The organism is Staphylococcus sp. SUC_1.2 (assembly GCF_026222585.1).
In genome coordinates, this window is the sequence record NZ_JANJPM010000014.1 from 44,752 (window position 1) to 62,537 (window position 17,786).

15 protein-coding genes and 3 pseudogenes are annotated in these 17,786 nt (G+C 26.6%); 13 read left to right on the plus strand and 5 right to left on the minus strand.

What is annotated here, in order from left to right; genetic code table 11:
• Positions 1-5 precede the first annotated feature (5 nt).
• Positions 6-1,142 (plus strand): SNF2-related protein, encoded by a 1,137-nt coding sequence (locus NR218_RS06450; RefSeq protein WP_265848462.1) that lies wholly within the window; start codon positions 6-8, stop codon positions 1,140-1,142.
• 550 nt (positions 1,143-1,692) lie between these two features.
• Here the strand turns inward: NR218_RS06450 and NR218_RS06460 are convergent.
• Positions 1,693-2,187 (minus strand): annotated as a pseudogene (locus NR218_RS06460) (DUF1643 domain-containing protein).
• A 14-nt stretch (positions 2,188-2,201) separates the two neighbouring features.
• A complete protein-coding gene (locus NR218_RS06465; protein WP_323670458.1) occupies positions 2,202-2,324 on the minus strand; it encodes a hypothetical protein in 123 nt (40 codons plus the stop codon).
• A gap of 112 nt (positions 2,325-2,436) precedes the next feature.
• Here NR218_RS06465 and NR218_RS06470 point away from each other — a divergent pair, with 112 nt between their 5' ends.
• From NR218_RS06470 to NR218_RS06500, 7 genes are all read left to right on the plus strand, one after another.
• Complete coding sequence (locus NR218_RS06470; RefSeq protein WP_265848463.1) at positions 2,437-3,756, plus strand: hypothetical protein; 1,320 nt, start codon at positions 2,437-2,439, stop codon at positions 3,754-3,756.
• Complete coding sequence (locus tag NR218_RS06475) at positions 3,757-5,934, plus strand: hypothetical protein (RefSeq protein WP_265848464.1); 2,178 nt, start codon at positions 3,757-3,759, stop codon at positions 5,932-5,934.
• A gap of 234 nt (positions 5,935-6,168) precedes the next feature.
• Positions 6,169-7,743 (plus strand): AAA family ATPase, encoded by a 1,575-nt coding sequence (locus tag NR218_RS06480; protein WP_265848465.1) that lies wholly within the window; start codon positions 6,169-6,171, stop codon positions 7,741-7,743.
• The gene (locus NR218_RS06485) at positions 7,743-8,780 is read left to right on the plus strand and encodes a hypothetical protein (RefSeq protein WP_265848466.1); all 1,038 of its coding nucleotides are present in this window, start codon (positions 7,743-7,745) and stop codon (positions 8,778-8,780) included. Before NR218_RS06480 ends, NR218_RS06485 begins: the two co-directional genes overlap by 1 nt.
• A gap of 244 nt (positions 8,781-9,024) precedes the next feature.
• The gene (locus NR218_RS06490; protein WP_319946536.1) at positions 9,025-9,417 is read left to right on the plus strand and encodes a type 1 glutamine amidotransferase domain-containing protein; all 393 of its coding nucleotides are present in this window, start codon (positions 9,025-9,027) and stop codon (positions 9,415-9,417) included.
• A 130-nt stretch (positions 9,418-9,547) separates the two neighbouring features.
• A complete protein-coding gene (locus NR218_RS06495; protein ID WP_265848467.1) occupies positions 9,548-9,736 on the plus strand; it encodes a restriction endonuclease subunit S in 189 nt (62 codons plus the stop codon).
• Between the two features lie 55 nt (positions 9,737-9,791).
• Positions 9,792-10,163, plus strand: coding sequence for a restriction endonuclease subunit S (locus NR218_RS06500; protein ID WP_323670459.1), 372 nt, complete (start codon positions 9,792-9,794; stop codon positions 10,161-10,163).
• Between the two features lie 110 nt (positions 10,164-10,273).
• Here NR218_RS06500 and NR218_RS06505 read toward each other — a convergent pair whose 3' ends face one another.
• Positions 10,274-12,253 carry a P-loop NTPase fold protein gene (locus NR218_RS06505; protein ID WP_265848468.1) on the minus strand — a complete coding sequence of 660 codons (1,980 nt, stop codon included), beginning with the start codon at positions 12,251-12,253 and terminating at the stop codon, positions 10,274-10,276.
• A 165-nt stretch (positions 12,254-12,418) separates the two neighbouring features.
• Here NR218_RS06505 and NR218_RS06510 point away from each other — a divergent pair, with 165 nt between their 5' ends.
• Positions 12,419-13,072, plus strand: coding sequence for a CNNM domain-containing protein (locus NR218_RS06510; RefSeq protein WP_406846243.1), 654 nt, complete (start codon positions 12,419-12,421; stop codon positions 13,070-13,072).
• A 206-nt stretch (positions 13,073-13,278) separates the two neighbouring features.
• Positions 13,279-13,602, plus strand: a pseudogene (locus NR218_RS06515) (HAD-IIB family hydrolase); the annotation flags it as partial.
• Between the two features lie 268 nt (positions 13,603-13,870).
• On the opposite strand, the gene cstB reads toward NR218_RS06515, so the two are convergent.
• Together cstB and NR218_RS06525 are read right to left on the minus strand one after the other, a co-directional pair.
• Positions 13,871-15,199: a persulfide dioxygenase-sulfurtransferase CstB gene (gene cstB / locus NR218_RS06520; RefSeq protein ID WP_115344141.1), complete on the minus strand. Its 1,329-nt coding sequence runs from the start codon at positions 15,197-15,199 to the stop codon at positions 13,871-13,873.
• Between the two features lie 18 nt (positions 15,200-15,217).
• Positions 15,218-16,285: a DsrE/DsrF/DrsH-like family protein gene (locus tag NR218_RS06525; RefSeq protein ID WP_002473139.1), complete on the minus strand. Its 1,068-nt coding sequence runs from the start codon at positions 16,283-16,285 to the stop codon at positions 15,218-15,220.
• 138 nt (positions 16,286-16,423) lie between these two features.
• On the opposite strand from NR218_RS06525, the gene cstR reads away from it, so the two are divergent.
• The 3 genes and pseudogenes from cstR to NR218_RS06540 form a co-directional block, all read left to right on the plus strand.
• Positions 16,424-16,684 carry a persulfide-sensing transcriptional repressor CstR gene (gene cstR, locus NR218_RS06530; protein ID WP_000456195.1) on the plus strand — a complete coding sequence of 87 codons (261 nt, stop codon included), beginning with the start codon at positions 16,424-16,426 and terminating at the stop codon, positions 16,682-16,684.
• A complete protein-coding gene (locus tag NR218_RS06535; RefSeq protein WP_002473148.1) occupies positions 16,681-17,439 on the plus strand; it encodes a sulfite exporter TauE/SafE family protein in 759 nt (252 codons plus the stop codon). The genes cstR and NR218_RS06535 overlap by 4 nt, the downstream gene beginning before the upstream one ends.
• A gap of 169 nt (positions 17,440-17,608) precedes the next feature.
• Positions 17,609-17,786: pseudogene (locus NR218_RS06540) on the plus strand (heavy metal translocating P-type ATPase); the annotation flags it as partial.

The window sequence follows — 17,786 nt, forward strand, 5'->3', positions numbered from 1 at the left end:
AGGATTTGATCACTGAAGATACATTAGTTGTATTTGATGAAGTTCATCGTATCAAAAATCCTGTCGGAATGAGAGCTGGTTCTGCCTTAAGAATTACAAAAGACGCTAAGTATATGGTAGCTTTAACTGGTACACCTATTCCTAATGGCTACAAAGATATTTATAATCTTTTGAATTTATTGTATCCATATGACTATAATCATTTCTTTAATTTTGAAATACCACTATTAAGTAATCCTAATAATTCAGAAATCAAAATGATTAACGATAAAATTCAACCTTTTTTTACAAGAACATCAAAAGAAGAGTTAGGTGTACCGCCTTCAAATGAGGATAAAATTATTGACATAGAAGCTAGTCTTGAAGAACAAGAATTATTTAAAATTATCTTATCAAAGTATAAATCTAATCAATTAGCTTTATTTGCTAAAATTATGCAATTAGAAAGCTCCCCTTCACTTTTATTAGAAACATTAGATTTAAAAGAATTTGAAGAAATGCTTGATTTAAGTGTTAATCATGAAAAGTTTGTTGAATACCAAGATTATTCGAAAGAAGTAGAGGAGTTAGTATATAAAATTGATAAAACGTCTAAAATGAAAGAACTATTAAAACTTATTAATAGAATAGTAAGTAAATCTAAAACAGCAATAGTTTGGTGTATTTTTGTCAAAACTATGTATAAATTAAAAAGTGATTTAAATAAAATGGGTATAAAAGCAGAAGTGATTTCAGGTGCAGTAAGTCAAGATGAAAGAAATAGAATTATTAATAAATTTAAAAATAAAGAAGTTGAAATACTTATTACAAATCCACACACTTTAGCAGAATCTGTTTCTCTTCATAAAACCTGTCATGATGCAATTTACTTTGAGTATAGTTACAATTTAGTCCATTTACTACAATCTAAAGATAGAATACATAGATTAGGGTTAAAATCAGATGATTATACACAATATTATTATTTTCAGCAATATTATCAAATGGAACAAGGGAACTACTCCCTAGGTGAAAGAATATATAAAAGATTATCTGAAAAAGAACAATTAATGTTAGATGCTATTGATAATCATGAGTTAGAAATATTACCTACTGAAGATGAAGACTTAGAATTTTTCTTTACTCATTTAATAGATAAATAAAAATTTTATTAAGAGAGATGGGTAATGACTAAGAATATATAAATGGTAGTTAATATATAGAAGATTCATATTAAATTAGTATTAACATAATGATTGATTCAACAGAATGTGTTGTTAAGAGGCCTATTGAAGAAACGAGTTTATCTGCTAAAATTACAAAATTAACTGGAAGAAAAATTGTGAAGTAAGTCGAAATTACAGTTAATAATTGATAAAAATTCAAAAAACATAGATCATTCCTCATCGAAAAAAGATAAACTAAAAAAAGTAAGTATGAGCATCCCTCACCGTAAAGTGAAGGATGCTCTATTTTGATTGAAAATAATACAAGTTTCATTTTGATAGATTGTAATTAATAATATCTTGGAAATCATTGTTAAATATCATTGTTATAGAATCATCATAGATTTCATCTAATATTTCCTCTTCTTCAATAGCTACGAAATAACATACTATTCACTATTGAAACGTAATTTTATGATGCTAAGCAACTACCAACCTTTTTCAATCTGATTGAGTGGCATAAATAATCCTCCTTTTATTTCAACGTTCATTTATAACGTACTTTAGGGTTAAGTGGATGTATAATTTCATTTGTTACTGGATTTAAGAGTTTTTTGACTTTCTTTTTATAAGACTTCAACATTTGCGTCACCTGTTCAACTCATTCTACGACCCAGGTCGCTTCGCATAGGCTCCATAGGCTAGAATGACTGTGTCACTTTCGCTTATCGTTTTCATTAAAGGTATAATTGTATGTTTATTGTAAGGCTCTTTGATATGTTTGAAGTTATTTCGGATTTTAATATTAGAGAACAGATTTACAATATATACAGCGTCATATTGTTTAGAATTGGCTAATTGGTTGAGTATGAGAATAGTTGTGAGATCGAGTGATAATACACCATCTAAATGAGTATACATATTTATCACTGAACGCGTTAGTTTCTTTTCATCCTAAGTCTGTCTTTTTGATCAAGTAGCAGTGCTACTCATCATCGCTAAAAATCGCTTCTATGTGTATCGTACTTTTGATTGTATTCATCATCGTCACTCCCTTTAGTATTCTTCTGGTAAAAGCATAACATAACAAAAAGTGTCTACATCATCTTCACGAATGACGTAGACTTTTTTAGGTAATGCATTTTGATTTTTTACATAGTTTGTATAATGATATTCCAATTTGTATGCGGGTTGTTCTTATTCATATAAGATTTACATAATATTATGATAAAATATTTTTAAAGATATTAATTATTTTTTGCAATATTTATATTTAAAAAGAGGTTTAAACATGTCAATGAAATACTGTGAAAGATGTAAAGAAGTACATGAGACGATCGAGCTATGTAATGATTTAAAAAAACAATTAAAAAACAATCCTGACTTAATTAGTGAGGCAATGAACTTTACTAATTTAGCTGCACAATATGAACTAATTAGTAGCCAATCATTAGATGGAGTTGCAAAATCTATAAATAAATTAGCTAACACTAATTTAACATTTGAAGGTAGTAAACAATGTGCGAGAGATATACAGGTATTTCATCAATTGAACGTAGATGCTTTTAGTATCAGTGGTGTTTTTAATGATCCTAAGTTAGCTCAACAATATATTCAATCAGGTGGACAACCAATAGAAGATAATTTAAAAAGAAGATTAACTGGTACAGCTCAAGAAGTGGATTTTTTAAGAGATAGAAATGGAAGTCTTAAACGACTTTTTGAAAAAACGAAATTAGTAGGTGAAGAGACGTCTAATGCCCCAGGTATTGATGGCATAGTGAAAAATCGACTTACTGGGGTAGAGAAAGGCGTTTCAGTGAAAAATGCTATTGGAAAAACTGGATTACGCACAAATGTTAAAGATATTTTAAAAGCAATAGATAAAAATACTATTAGTCCTAATGATATAATAGTCGGAACTGATGGTACTAAGCAATCTGTTGAAAAAATGTTAAATGAAAATATAGAAAAAGCTATAAGAGAAAATAATATAGAACTCTTGGAAAAGTTAAAAAATGCTAAAGAAAATATGAAAGTAAAAGAAATAGGAAACTTTGAAACGTCAAAAAATTCTAGTGAACGTTTAATAAATAAAGTTAAAAATGGCCAAGCAAATAGTAAAATAACTAAAAATGCCGTTGCTAAACAAATGAAAAATGGCGGAATTGTTGGAGCTGTCGTAAGTTTTAGTACATCAAGTATTTTTAATTATTTAAAATATAAAAATGGTGAGATAACTAAAGAAAAGGCTTTTACGGAGATTGGACAAGAAACTTTGAGTGGAGCAGTTATTGGTTCGGCTATGGGAGGGTTAAGTTTATTCTTTCCTGCTGGAGTAATCGGTTTTGCAACAGGTATTATTGTTGGAATGTATGTCGGTAAAACTACTAAAAATATAATGGATGAAATATTTGGTAAAGGGGCATTTGAACAAATACTACATTCTAGTGGTTATATTTATGGTACAACAATGAATTTGAATACTTTAATAAATGAAATAGAAATAAATGAGAAAAAAATTAAAAAAAATCATGCAATTATGAAAAGTTTAGATAATAAAATAGATAGATCATCAGAAAATATTTCGAATATATTGGAGGATTTATAGGTGAGTCAGTATGAAGTTGAATTTAATTTAAATGATTTTGGTCAAAATAATAACGATATTCAATATCTAAAGACAGCTATTGACAAATTAACAAGTGAATCAGAAAAACAATTTCAAACTATAAAAAATGAGAAGTGGTACACTAGAATAATCGATTTAGCAACCTTATCAAATAAAAAGAATATTAGAATCTCTCAACAAATTTCTAGTCTGGCTCAAGCACAGGATGTATTAATAGAATTATTAAAAAGATTGTCCGCTACAGATGTAGAAATTGATAATATGTTATTAAATAACATGCATAAAGTTGAGAACCTATATAGTCATACAGAAAAATTAGCATTGAAAGTAAAAGAGTTAAAAGAACAGATGCTATTTGGCATTAATCAAAGTAAAAGTATAAATGATTTAAAAGAAGTAGATAAAAAAATATTGTATACATTATTGCAAGAAGCTTCTAAAACTTTCGAAAACACAAGTGAAAATCAGAAGTACTTTGCAGATAGTTTATTTAGGTACTTAAACATCGAATATTCTACAATTAATTTAGTTGAATCTGTAAATCAATTAGACTCTGTTACTACAAAAAAAGTACTACTACAATTATTGTTAGAATATGGTTTTTTAAACGATAATAATTTTGAATTTAATAGTAAATTTGAAGAAATTGTCGAATTATTTGATTTTGGTAATAAAACAATAAAAGAAATAAAAAATACAGTAAATAATATCTATAAACTAAGAGGGATAGAAGGTTTTAGTTGGTTTAATTCAGTTACAATAGATGACGATTTTATTCTAGATTTAGATATTGAAGACGATTTAAGTCAAGAATCAGAAAGTCTTGAAGAAAAAACTTTATTTGAGTTAGAACAGATTATGGTTGTAAATCAAGATGAAGAAAAAATTATTAAAAATAAGGTTATTAACCTATCATCAATTATTACTGTCAAAGGGAGATTACAATTTAAAAATTGTGATATAAATATAAAAGATGATTTTGTCCCTATGACATTAAAATCAGGTATCTTAGACTTTGAAAATTGTAGAATTTATGCGATTAGTGAGCAAGATAGTTCAATTATAAAGAGTGATGATGATTCTGAAATTAATATATCGCATTCATTAATAAGAACTACTAGACCACTATATGAAGGTGAAGATGGTAAAACAATTATAAAGGATAGTCATGTAGATATTCAGAATCAAAATTTTTTAAAATGTAAAGATATTGAAATAAAAAATTGTATATTAAAAAGAAAAATACTTATAGATACAAATAAAGATAATTCTTATACTAGTAGTAGCTTTTTTGAAACTAATGAAGGAACGATTAAAATAAAGAATTCAACTTTTGAAAATTTAAAAAAATTGTTTTCATATTGGCCTAGACCTAAATATATAGAAATAGAAGATTCTATTTTTGATGATTTTTGCGAATTAGGAGATTTAAAATGTTCTTATAATGCTGATAATAATGGAATAATAAAAAATACTATTATAAATCAAGTAGATGAGGAATTAAACATAAGTAATTTTGACATAATAGATATTGAAATAAAAAATAGTGAAAGTAAAAATATTGATATATCTAGTAGTAAAGTAAACAATTTAAAATTGAATAAAGTGAAAAACGTGACTTTTAATACTTGTACAATTGAAAATTCAGAGTTGAACAAAATGAAAAATGTGTCTTTCAGTTTTTGCACAATTGAAAATTTAAAGGCAATTAATGTAGATGCAATAGATATAAATCATAAAAATAAATTTTTGAAAACTTCATTTAATAATTGTTATTTTGAGACATTCTATAGGGATGGAAATGAATTTTATAATTCAGTATTTTCTAATGCTACAATTGAACCCGATGGCTTTAAAAAAGGTTATTTAGATTTTTTATTTAATAAGAAAGATTTTAGAGATACAAAAATTGAAAGATGTCTATTTAAAAACATTAATGTTAAAGGTGGATATGTTATAAATTTAGGATGTTATGAAAAAGTAAAATATAAACTATTCGAATTAAAAAATTGTATCTTTGAAAATTGTGAATCAGAGCATTCATCACTTATAAGCTTAAAAGATACTTATTGGCCTAGGTTTTCAAGAAATAGTAAAACAGTTATTTTAGGAAGTGAAAGTGATAACATAGGATTAGAAAATTTACAAAATAAATAAAAAATATAGTAATTTGAAATATGATATTTTAAATTATTCTGCATTTTAACTTCTAATACTATAAATATCAATAATTAAATTAAAATAAAAAAACACATCATTAACTGATAAGCAGAAGCATATCAGTTAATGATGTAAGAATATATTTGTAAATTACAAAAATTGTTTATAATTGATACTATATTATTTATTTTTAATTTCGCAATATTTCGTATAATTAAAGGAGTAACTTTTATGGATAAAATTAGAATTAAAAATTTGAGAGCATTAAATGATACTGGAAACATTAGCATTAAACCCTTAACTATTCTATTAGGTAAAAATAGTATTGGGAAAAGTACATTTTTGAGAACATTTCCTTTATTTAAACAAAGCTTAAGATTGAAAAGAAGTGAACCAATTTTATGGTATTCACCACAATTAGTCGACTTTGGTAGCTTCAAGGATTCTATTTCAGATAATAAAACAAATAATACTATAGACTTTGAATTTTTATTTAAAGTTCATCAAAAGGATATAAAAAAAAGTTTATTATTTTCAAGATTTACATTTAAAAGAAACTTCAGACCTATTGATAAAGAAGAGGAAATAAGTTTAAAAGTATGCTTTGATAGTAAAGAAATATCAAGAGTTGAAATTCAAATTTTTGATTATTCTATTAGTTTTAATAGTACTAATGCTAATATTTCCAATTTAATTATAAATAATATGGAAGTTAAAAATGTTGATTTCCACTTTATAAAAAATACTTACTTGAATGAGGAATTGATTCCACAATTAATATACAAAAATGAAAAAGAAAATTATCTTTCAAGAAGAAAAAGTTTTTCAAAATATATTGAAACAAAATTATATGATGAAATTAAAAAAATTAAGAATGGAAGAATAGGCGAAAAAAAGATAAAAGATATAATTGAAAATTTACCTTTAAACACTAGAGAAGTTTTTGTTAAAGAATTTGAAGAATTGATATCTTCAAGTAAAATTATGACAGAAAAATATGAAAAATTAGAAAGTGAAAAGAAAAGTGAATTATTAGATAATTTATATAATATTAATGGTTGTTTTTATTTAAATTCTTTCTTAAATATAGTTAATTCTTACTTAGATGATTATTTTAAAAATTCGCAATATATTGCTCCAATAAGAGCTAGTGCTGAAAGATATTATAGAATTCAAGGATTATCTGTTGATGAAATAGCTCCTCAAGGAGAGAATATACCCATGATTTTAAGAAATTTATCTAAAGTAGAACAAGAAAATTGGGAAAAATGGACAAGAGAAAATTTTGGGGTTGAATTTAAAGTTAGAGAAAAAGAATCTAATATATCTATAAATTTAGTGAAGAATGAACAAGAAATTAACTTAGCTGATACTGGATTCGGTTATTCACAACTTTTACCTTTATTAGTATATTGTTGGAGATTAGTACAAAAATCGAATAAGAGAAAAAGAAATTTTTTATCAAGAAGCCAACCAATTCAAACTCTTATAATAGAGCAACCAGAATTACACCTACATCCTGCATTGCAAAGTCAACTTCTAGAAGTGTTTGTAGAACTTTTATATTTAATGAACAAGGAATGTAAATTTTCAATAATAATTGAAACACACAGTGAAACATTAATAAATTACTTAGGTTATCTGATTGCTAAAAAAGAATCTAAGATTAAAAGTGATGAAGTAAATATATTATTATTTGAAGAAAGTGAAAACAAAACAAATATTAGGGAAGTATCTTATTCTGAAGAAGGATACCTAAATAATTGGCCGTATGATTTCTTTATTCCGAAAGGGCGTGAAAATTAATGATATTTAGTATTGCAGATGATTTTTTTGTGAAAATACATAAAAAAGAAAAAATAGATTCATTTGAATATATAATTGATCAAATAGAAAAAATAATGAAATCAAGTAATAATGTACTGTTAGTGGAATCAAATTATGTTTTTATTAATCGAAACGACTTATTAGCGAATTTAAAAGATGAAAAGGTTAAGAAAATTATAATTAATCTCTGTTCAATGTTTACTCAATACTATAGTCTTATTGAAAAAGTTAATTATCGAATTATATTAAATTTTACTACTAATAAAAAATTAAGCAATAAAACATATTTGAAATGGTCATATATAAATAAAAACAATATTAATTTAAGTGATAAAGTTACATTTCTAACAGAAGATGCCCGGGATGGTAAATTTTATAAACAATTAGTTGAAAAAACTGAAACGATAATTTCTGGAACAAATTTAAAGTTTCACTATAATAACGGAGGCGGGGGCTCAATAGATTATTCTTATAAAAATTGTGTTGATTTTAATGAAGATTTTGTATTTGTGATAGTTGATTCAGACAAAAAACATCCCAAAGACGACATTGGTGAAACAGGAAGAAAAATATCATTAGCTTATGAAAAATCAGTTGATAATAAGTGTTTTCATACACATTTGACTATTTTGGAAGTTCATGAAAAAGAAAATTTAATCATGCCTTCCGAATACAAAAAAAACATTAATTTTAAATCAAAGTTATTTGAGAAATTAATTAGTTTAGAAAATGAGGATCAAGATTATTTGCTTTATTACGATTTGAAAAAGGGAATTAAAAAAACTGAATTCATTGGTGATTTAAAAGAATATTATACTAATTTGATAAATAAATATCCCGATTTATATATAAACAAAAACAAATTAGCGTTAGTTAATTTTGGGGAGATTGTAAAAAAAGAATTTGATATTAAAGAACTTAATACATCATCTGATACATATATTTATAAAATTAGAACAAAATTATGCAATTTAATATACTCATTTGGTATATCAATACATCATCATATTGCTTAGGTAAAATTTTATTAAAGAAAATTTAAAATGATAACTGAAAATGAAAAAGAAAATTGATCATATATGACAAGGTGGTAATACGCCTATTGATCCGGTAAGCTTAAAACTATTAATGCTAGATAACCTTACAAAAAAATATTATAAAGATGATGTATTTATGAATAAATTGAAACATTCTCTGTCAATTAGTGAAGCAATACCTAAGGAGTATGATGTTATCTACTTTACTGGTGGATAGGGAGTTATGTTTAATTTTCCAGACAATCAATATATTCAAAATGCTATAAATAAAGTATACAAGCGTGGTGGTATTGTATCTGTAGCGTGCCATGGTATTGCTGACTTATTAAATGCTAAAAATGATAATGGAAGATATTTAATTGATAATAAACAAATAACAGGTTTTTCTAACTCAGAAGAAGTTTTAGCAAATTACAATAAAATTGTACCATTTATGCTTGAAAATGAAATAAAAAAACGTGAAGCATATTATAGTAAAGCAAAATCACCGTTTACACCTTATGTTAAGGTCGATCAAAGAGTGGTGACTGGGCAAAATCCACAATCACCAAAAAAGGTTGCACAAGCCGTTGATAAATTAATTAATAAAAGATTAAATTTTAAAATGGCTAAATGAATGATATATCAAAAGATATACGCATTAGAAATATTTCAACAACTTGTGGAATTAGGCTGTGAAAGAGTAAATATATATAATGTGGAATCAGAAATAAACAAATATCACAAAGAACTAGGAGTGTTAAAACATGACTGAACACATAAAAACTCCAGAGCTAAGATTTTCGAATTTTTTAGATATGTGGCATATTCATAAGTTAAGTGATGTTGTTACAATTACAGGAGGCGGTACGCCAAGTACAAAAGCATCAGAATATTGGAATGGAGAAATTGATTGGTATACGCCGAATGAAATAGGGGGAAAGAATTTATGCTAGAGGTAGTAAGAAGAAAATAACAAATTTAGGTTATAAAAAAAGCTCTACTAAATTATTGCCGATTAATACAATTTTATTTACTTCAAGAGCAAGTATAGGAAATACAGCCATATTAGCAAAAGAAGGTTGTACTAATCAAGGATTCCAATCGATTATACCTAATAGTGAGAAAATCGATAGTTATTTTATTTACACTATCAGTAACTATATAAAAAAATATGCATTAAAACATGCTGCTGGATCAACATTTTCTGAAGTGTCAAGAAAACAGATGGAACAAATAAAGTTGTTAATTCCAATATTAAAGGAACAAAAACAAATAGGACGATTGTTTCAGATAATTAATAGAAAGATTAATAAGCAGATACATAAAATTGAGTTATTAAAACAACGTAAAAAAGGATTACTACAAAAGATGTTTGTGTAATACTACGACCTATTATGTTAACTAAAATTCCCAAATATAAAAAGTTAGCCATATATTTAAAAGCTAACTTTTTATATTCAACTTGGTAAAATAATTTTTCACCGAGGTGATTACATATATTCAGATAAAGAAAATTTTTTAGTGCTCAATATTATATCTTCATCTATTATATTCATGTTTTTTAATTCATCTATTTTACTTATAAATTTTTCCTTAAATTTATCATTAAAGCATATTTCATATAATCTAATTTCTCTTTTTTTGCCATTACTTCCTAAACTTATTCTCACAAAATTTTTATTAATATAATCAGCTAAAGCTTCATTATTAAATTTAAAAATTTCAAATAAATCTCTATCGATGTTTATATATTTTGATATATATTCATAATAATTAGTATAAAAATAAAAAACTATGTTAGGTTTCGAACAATTTTTAATATCAATTAAATTAAATTTAATTGTTTCAACGACTAATTTTTTTTGTTGCCCTTGCAGTTTATCTGATCTAGCAGGAACAAATTTTGGTAGTAAATCTAATTTTTGAGAAACATCTATATTCTCACTAATCATAATGATATCTGAATATTGATTTTCTGGTTCTATTTCAAACTTCACTCTAAGATTAGTAATTAATTTATAAATTAAAGAATCCGCATATCTAAATTTATCGTTATATTCATTTTCAGAGAGATAGGCCATTTTTTCCATTAGATTAGTATATAATTTTTTATCTTTAACCACATTTTGGTCTAAATAACTATCACTTAAAAAATGATAAAACCTTTCCAATTCATCATTATTTTCATTTACAATTTGTATTGATTTATCTATATCACTAATTAAAAAATTATGGACAAATTCATTTGTTATTATTGAGGTTTGATTGCTTTCAATTTTGTAAATAACAAAATTTATTTGTTTAGATATTGATGGATAATTAAATTTTGTATAATTATTGTTATGAAATACACTATATACAAATGATGTAAATTTATAATCGCTTTTTAGTTGATTATTTTTAAATACGTTTTGAATTAAAATTTTATCGTCTCTTTTTAAGTATGTTTCGTTTAATTCTAAATCATTACTATATATTATGTCTAAATTTTCTTTTATAAAATTATATTCTATTTGATGGAACTGATATATATAACTAATAGCTAATAGTTCACTGAAATTTATATTAGTATTACTTTTCTCTTCATAATGATATTTAAATAAATTAAGTAACTGTTTCGCCTCTCGAAATGTTCTCTTTTCATTGATGAATATATCACTAACTCTATTCATAATTAAAGTATTGTCTGAACTATATTTTTCAATTGGAACTATTTTTTCTATCTCATTATTCACAAAATTCCAAACATTAAAAGAATCTGTTTTATCTGGCATATATTGAATATTATTCAATATTTTTTGAACAAATATATCATCATTTTCTAAAATTATTTTCCCATAATCTCCAAGTACTATTATTAAAGAGTTTTCAAACATATTTATGGTAGAGATATTATTATATAAAATTTGTTTACTTTCTTTATCTATCCTATCGAAATCATCAATAACAAATATAGGTTTATTCCTTTTTATAAAATTTTTACACAAACATTCAAATATTTTTTCAATTGAAAAATGATCTTTAATAAATGTCAGTACACTCCCAATCAAAATTGCAAATAAACCCATTAAAAAGTTAAATGTGTTAAATATACTAACGTCTTTAAACAAAGTAACAATCCATTGAAAAATAGCAAGTATAATAACAAATAATAATGGTGAAAACTTAATACACCAAAAAGTTTTAGGTCGTATTTGATAGTATAAATATGAATAAAAATTTTCAGCATTTAATTTGTTCCAATAGTCCAAAGTTATAAATTTTCTAGTACGATTAAAATTTAAAGAATAATTTTCTCTAATTAAATTAATAAAACTACTCTTCCCTATTCCCCATCTTCCATTTAATAATACGGTGCCTTTATAATTACTATTAATATATTTATCTATAAACTTTTTTACATCTTTATCTAAATTTAATTCGTCATCTTTTTTATTTTTTATTTCAAAATCTTCTAGAATTATAAACACATCCTTGCTTAATAAAAACTACATAATCTAATTTTTATTTAACCATTAAAATAAGGATATTTCTATAATTATTCAAATAGAAATATCCTCAATAAAAAATCTATTCCATTTACTATTGGTGGTGCGTTTGTTATCGCGACATTTTTACATGTAGTTGTAGGTGAGATGGCGCCTAAGACCATTGCGATTCAAAAAGCTGAGTATATTACATTACTCTTTGCGAAGCCAATCATCTTTTTCTATAAAATAATGTATCCATTTATTTGGCTATTAAATGGTGCAGCACGATTAATCTTGAAAATGTTCAACATGAAACCAGCTAAAGAGAGTGAGGTATTCCACTCTGAAGAAGAATTAAAACAATTAATTCAAGATAGCCATGAAGGTGGCGAAATTAATGACAGTGAGTTACATCATATTAATCAAGCATTTAAATTCGATAATTTAGTCGCAAAAGATATTATGATCGATCAAGAACATGTCAAAACACTCAATTTAAATACACGTTTTGATGATGCGATTCAACAAATTAAAGTAGATGCATTTACAAGATATCCAGCCATTAAAGATGATCAAATTGTTGGTTTTATCCATTCCAAGTCATTATTTAATGTGGATCAGCCATCTAAGTTAGCGACATTTGTTAATCCAATTATCAACGTTAAACTGAATACGCCATTGAAGCACATTTTGGAAATGATGAAAAAGAAAAAAGTTCATATTGCTGCAGTTTATGATGATGCTGATTTCAAAGGTATCATTACTTTAGAAAATATTCTTGAAGAAATCGTTGGCGATATTGAAGATGAATATAATTAATACAACTGTTTATACTGACCCTATCATTGAGATTTGAAAGTTTGAATGATAGGGCATTTTTTATTTAGCGACTTTAAACATTGACATCTGACTCAACTTGTAACTATAACGATTACATGAGATGAAAAAATTGAAAATTAGTATTTGTCTAACAAGTATTATTGATTAAACGAGTCATTTAAGACTAGATGATTTATTGTTATAGATATATTCATGATGACTACCGTATTGAATATTTATGTAAACATATTCAAGCTGCTATCGAAGCAGTAGATAAAGACGTTGATAAAGGAAAAGCGATTCGCTTTTTACAAAATTTATTAAATATAAGTAGTGAACAAACGATTGTATTAGGTGATGGTTTAAATGATATTCCTTTAGTTGAGCATGCACGATACAAAGTTGCTATGGACAACGCTTATCCAGAACTTAAAAGTAAAGCAAATTTAAGTTCAATTAATAATGATAGAGATGACGTAATAGAAACATTGAATACATTACTTATAAATGACGATAATCATAGTGAATGAAACAATATGTAATTAACTTTTATACGATAAACCGCATCATAAAGGAATTTTGAACGTATCAGAACATATGAGGTTTATAAGAATTGCTGTTATGTTTTTTGAACACATCAATAAACAAAAAAGGTATGCACTATGTAAAATATTTATTAAATGATATAAAGCGAGGATACATAAATGATTTTTAAATAGATATGTATCCAATAATATAAAAAGGACTATAAGCTATATCTAACTACTTATAGTCCTTTTTCATTAGCATAAATAATTATTAAGAAAGGTGTATATCTTTGTAACCTTCGTTTACATTAATAATGTTGTGATAACCTTTGTGTTCTAAAATACCAATAGCTATAGAACTTCTAATACCAGATTGACAGTGTACATAAATAACATCGTTTTTATTGAAAGGTAAATCTGTTTCTAAAAGTTTGCCGTGTGGTACATGAACCGCTTGAGATAAATGGCCATTATTCCATTCATTATCATTACGTACATCTAATATATGTGATTCGTTACCTGTAATGTCTTCACTATGAATGGAACGTGTTTGAATCTTAGATTGAGGTAATTGATATCCAGCAACATCATCGTATCCAATGAGTTGTAAGGTGTGTGTTGCTTTTGAAATAAGGTGATAGTCTCCAATCAAGTTAATTTCTTGATCATAGTTTAGATACCAGCCAATTTGATTGATGAAATTTTTATCATATGGAATATTGATTGTACCTTCAATATGTCCACCATGATAAGCCTCCTTACTGCGGAGATCAAAAGTTAATCTGTTTGTATTTGTAGCTGGATAAACCGTATAAGGTTGATATAAATTCATACCGAATTGATTAATTTTTTTCATTTGTGCAAAATGATGTGGTGGTGCAGGTTGGTCAGAAATGAGTTTATCGATAAAGGTAGCTTCGTTATTTTCAGAAAAAGCCCAGTTCGTTTGTTTTTCATAGCCAAGCGTAGATGTTGGAATAGCACCTAAAGATTTACCACAAGGACTACCAGCGCCATGACCAGGCCAAATTTGAATGTAGTCTGGCAAGTCTTTAATACTTTCAATCGATTTAAACATTTGTTTAGCGCCTATTTCAGATGATCCTTCTACTTTAACCGCTTTTTCTAGTAAATCAGGTCTACCGATATCTCCTACAAAAATAAAATCACCACTGAATAGTCCCATTGGAACTTGTGCTCCAGCACCTTCGTCAGTAAGTAAAAAACTTATACTTTCTGGCGTGTGACCAGGTGTGTGAAGCACTTTTAATTTTATATTTCCTACATAAATATCATCATTATGTTGAACAAAATGAGTGTGGTTAGGCATATTTTTATAACCTAATGTGTCATCACTTTCACCTGATACATAAATATTAGCATTTAACTTTATAGCAACATCTCTAATTCCTGAAGCAAAATCTGCATGTATATGTGTTTCAGCTGCATGAGTAATGGTTAAACCTTCTTCATCAGCAACTCGAATATATGAAGATAAGTCACGAATAGGATCAATAATCATGGCTTCTCCAGTTTTTTGACAACCGATTAAATAAGATGCTTGAGATAAATGTTTATCATAAAATTGTTTAAAAAACATAATATCATTCCTTTCTAATTATATAAATAAATTGTGATTAGCTTGTTCTGTATATCCAATATATGCACCTACGCCACCGTATTCTACATCATCGCGTAATTCTTCTTTTGTAATGCCCATCACATCCATACTCATTGTACAAGCGATAAGTTTAACACCTTGCTCAACCGCTTGATCAATAAGAGAAGGTAAAGTATCGACATTTTTCTTTTTCATGACATAACGCATCATTAGATTGCCTAAACCAAACATATTCATTTTAGAAATAGGCATGTTAATTGGTGAATTTGGAAGCATGAAGTCAAAAAGTTTTGCAATACCTTTTTTCTTAATGCGTTGACTTTGAATTTTTTTAAGTGCATTTAAGCCCCAAAATGTGCAAAAGATGGTTACATCTCTACCTGCAGCTTTAGCACCATTAGCAATAATCATTGCTGCAACTGCTTTATCTAGCTCGCCGCTAAATAAAACAATCGTTGTTCCACTTTTCGTGTGTGTCACTTCTATATTTTTATTTTCTTCTTTTTGAATAATAGCGCGAATTTCATTACCAGAATCATTGAGTCTAACAAGTGTATGTCCAGTTTGTTTGACCCAACTTTTAATATCATTTAAAAATCCGTGATCAGTCACAACAACTTCTATTTGATCACCAATAGCGATGTTTTTGATTTCTTTACTAATATTAACAATAGGTCCTGGACATTGTAGATTACTATAATTGAACATCTTACGATTATCTTTAATTTCTCTATCTTCTTTTACTTTAGATAAATTATCATTATGATGTTGTTGTTCGTATGCGGTATAACCTCCGTCTAAATTCACCACATCGTATCCGCGTTGTGCAAGAAATTGACTGGCTTTTCTACTTCGATTACCACTTTTACAATAGATATAGTAAGTTTTATTTTTGCTTTGTTTAAAAGTCTCTATATTTTCAACTGAATGTAATAAAGCATTTTTAATGTGTCCTAATTCAAATTCTTCAGGCTGTCGAACGTCAATTAATTGACCCTTAGAACCCAATTCTTCTAATTCCTTTTTAGTGAAATCATTAATGTGTTTCGTTTCATATTGTGACATAATTACCTCCTTTTAAATACCTATGGGGGTATATTATAACGAATTAGATAGTTTGTCAAATACCTATGGGGGTATTTGACAAAATAAAATTTAATCAATATGATGTAATTATTAAAAATGAATGTGGAGTGAAATATATTGGAATATAATAAAAAGATGATTAATCGTATTCATCGCATACAAGGACAGCTTAATGGAGTCATTAAAATGATGGAGGAAGAAAAAAATTGTAAAAACGTCATTAGTCAATTAAGTGCCTCTAAAAGTTCTATTCAACGGTTAATGGGTATTATCATTAGTGAAAACTTAGTAGAATGCGTCAAAATGTCTGAAGAAAATAGTGAAGATTCTCAGGCACTAATTAATGAAGCAGTTGAATTATTGATAAAAAGTAAATGATAAGTATAACAACAATTATAGTAATGTTAGTTATTGGTATCTTAGGAGGATTTATTTCTGGATTAGTCGGTATAGGGGGAGCCATTGTTATTTACCCAGCTCTCTTATTATTACCACCATTATTTGGTTTACCTACTTATAGTGCTTATATTGCTTCAGGATTAACTTCAAGTCAGGTGTTTTTTAGTACATTGAGTGGATCTTTAAACGCATATAAAAATAAAAATTTTTCTAGAACGCTTATACTTAATATGGGAAGTGGAATGGTAATAGGTAGTATGCTAGGTGCAATCTTAGCGAATTTAATAAATGTTCAGTTTGTTAATACGGTTTATATTATTATTGCATTACTAGCTCTTATTCTAATGTTTATAAAAGTTACACCATCTACTAGTCATATTAAGTTTAATCGTCTACTTTTAATTACAATAGGTGGTATCATCGGTTTGGTATCTGGTATTGTAGGAGCTGGTGGCGCATTTATTATTATTCCAGTACTACTTGTTATATTTAAATTACCAATGAACATGGTAGTTACAAATAGTATTGTAATTGCATTCATCTCTTCTATTGGAGCATTTATGATTAAATTATTACAGGGTTATATTCCTATCAATAGTGCAATACCGTTAATTTTAGGTAGTATACTATTTACGCCTCTAGGTATGAAAATGGGCCAGAAAATACCTGACTATATTCAAAAAACGATAATATGTATTTTAATCGTCGTTGCAATTATTAAGTTGATATTTTAAAAACATGGGAGTGGGACAACATTCATTTTGAACTTGATTGAATATATAGTATATTTAATAAAATGCAGCTATTGTGGCGTAGAATTTAAGAATCAAAAAATGATTAATATAGTTTGAAAAGACTGAATATAAATACTAGAAAAATAGCCAGTAAATGAGTTTATTATGAATTCATTTCTTGACTCTTTCAAATAATACTATGAGAAAAATGGTGCAAAACTTATGGTGGGGTGCAGGTTATAATATTGTTGCTGTACCTTTAGCAGCTGGTATTTTAGCATTTATCGGCTTGATTTTATCACCTGCAATAGGTGCTATTTTAATGTCACTAAGTACGGTTATCGTTA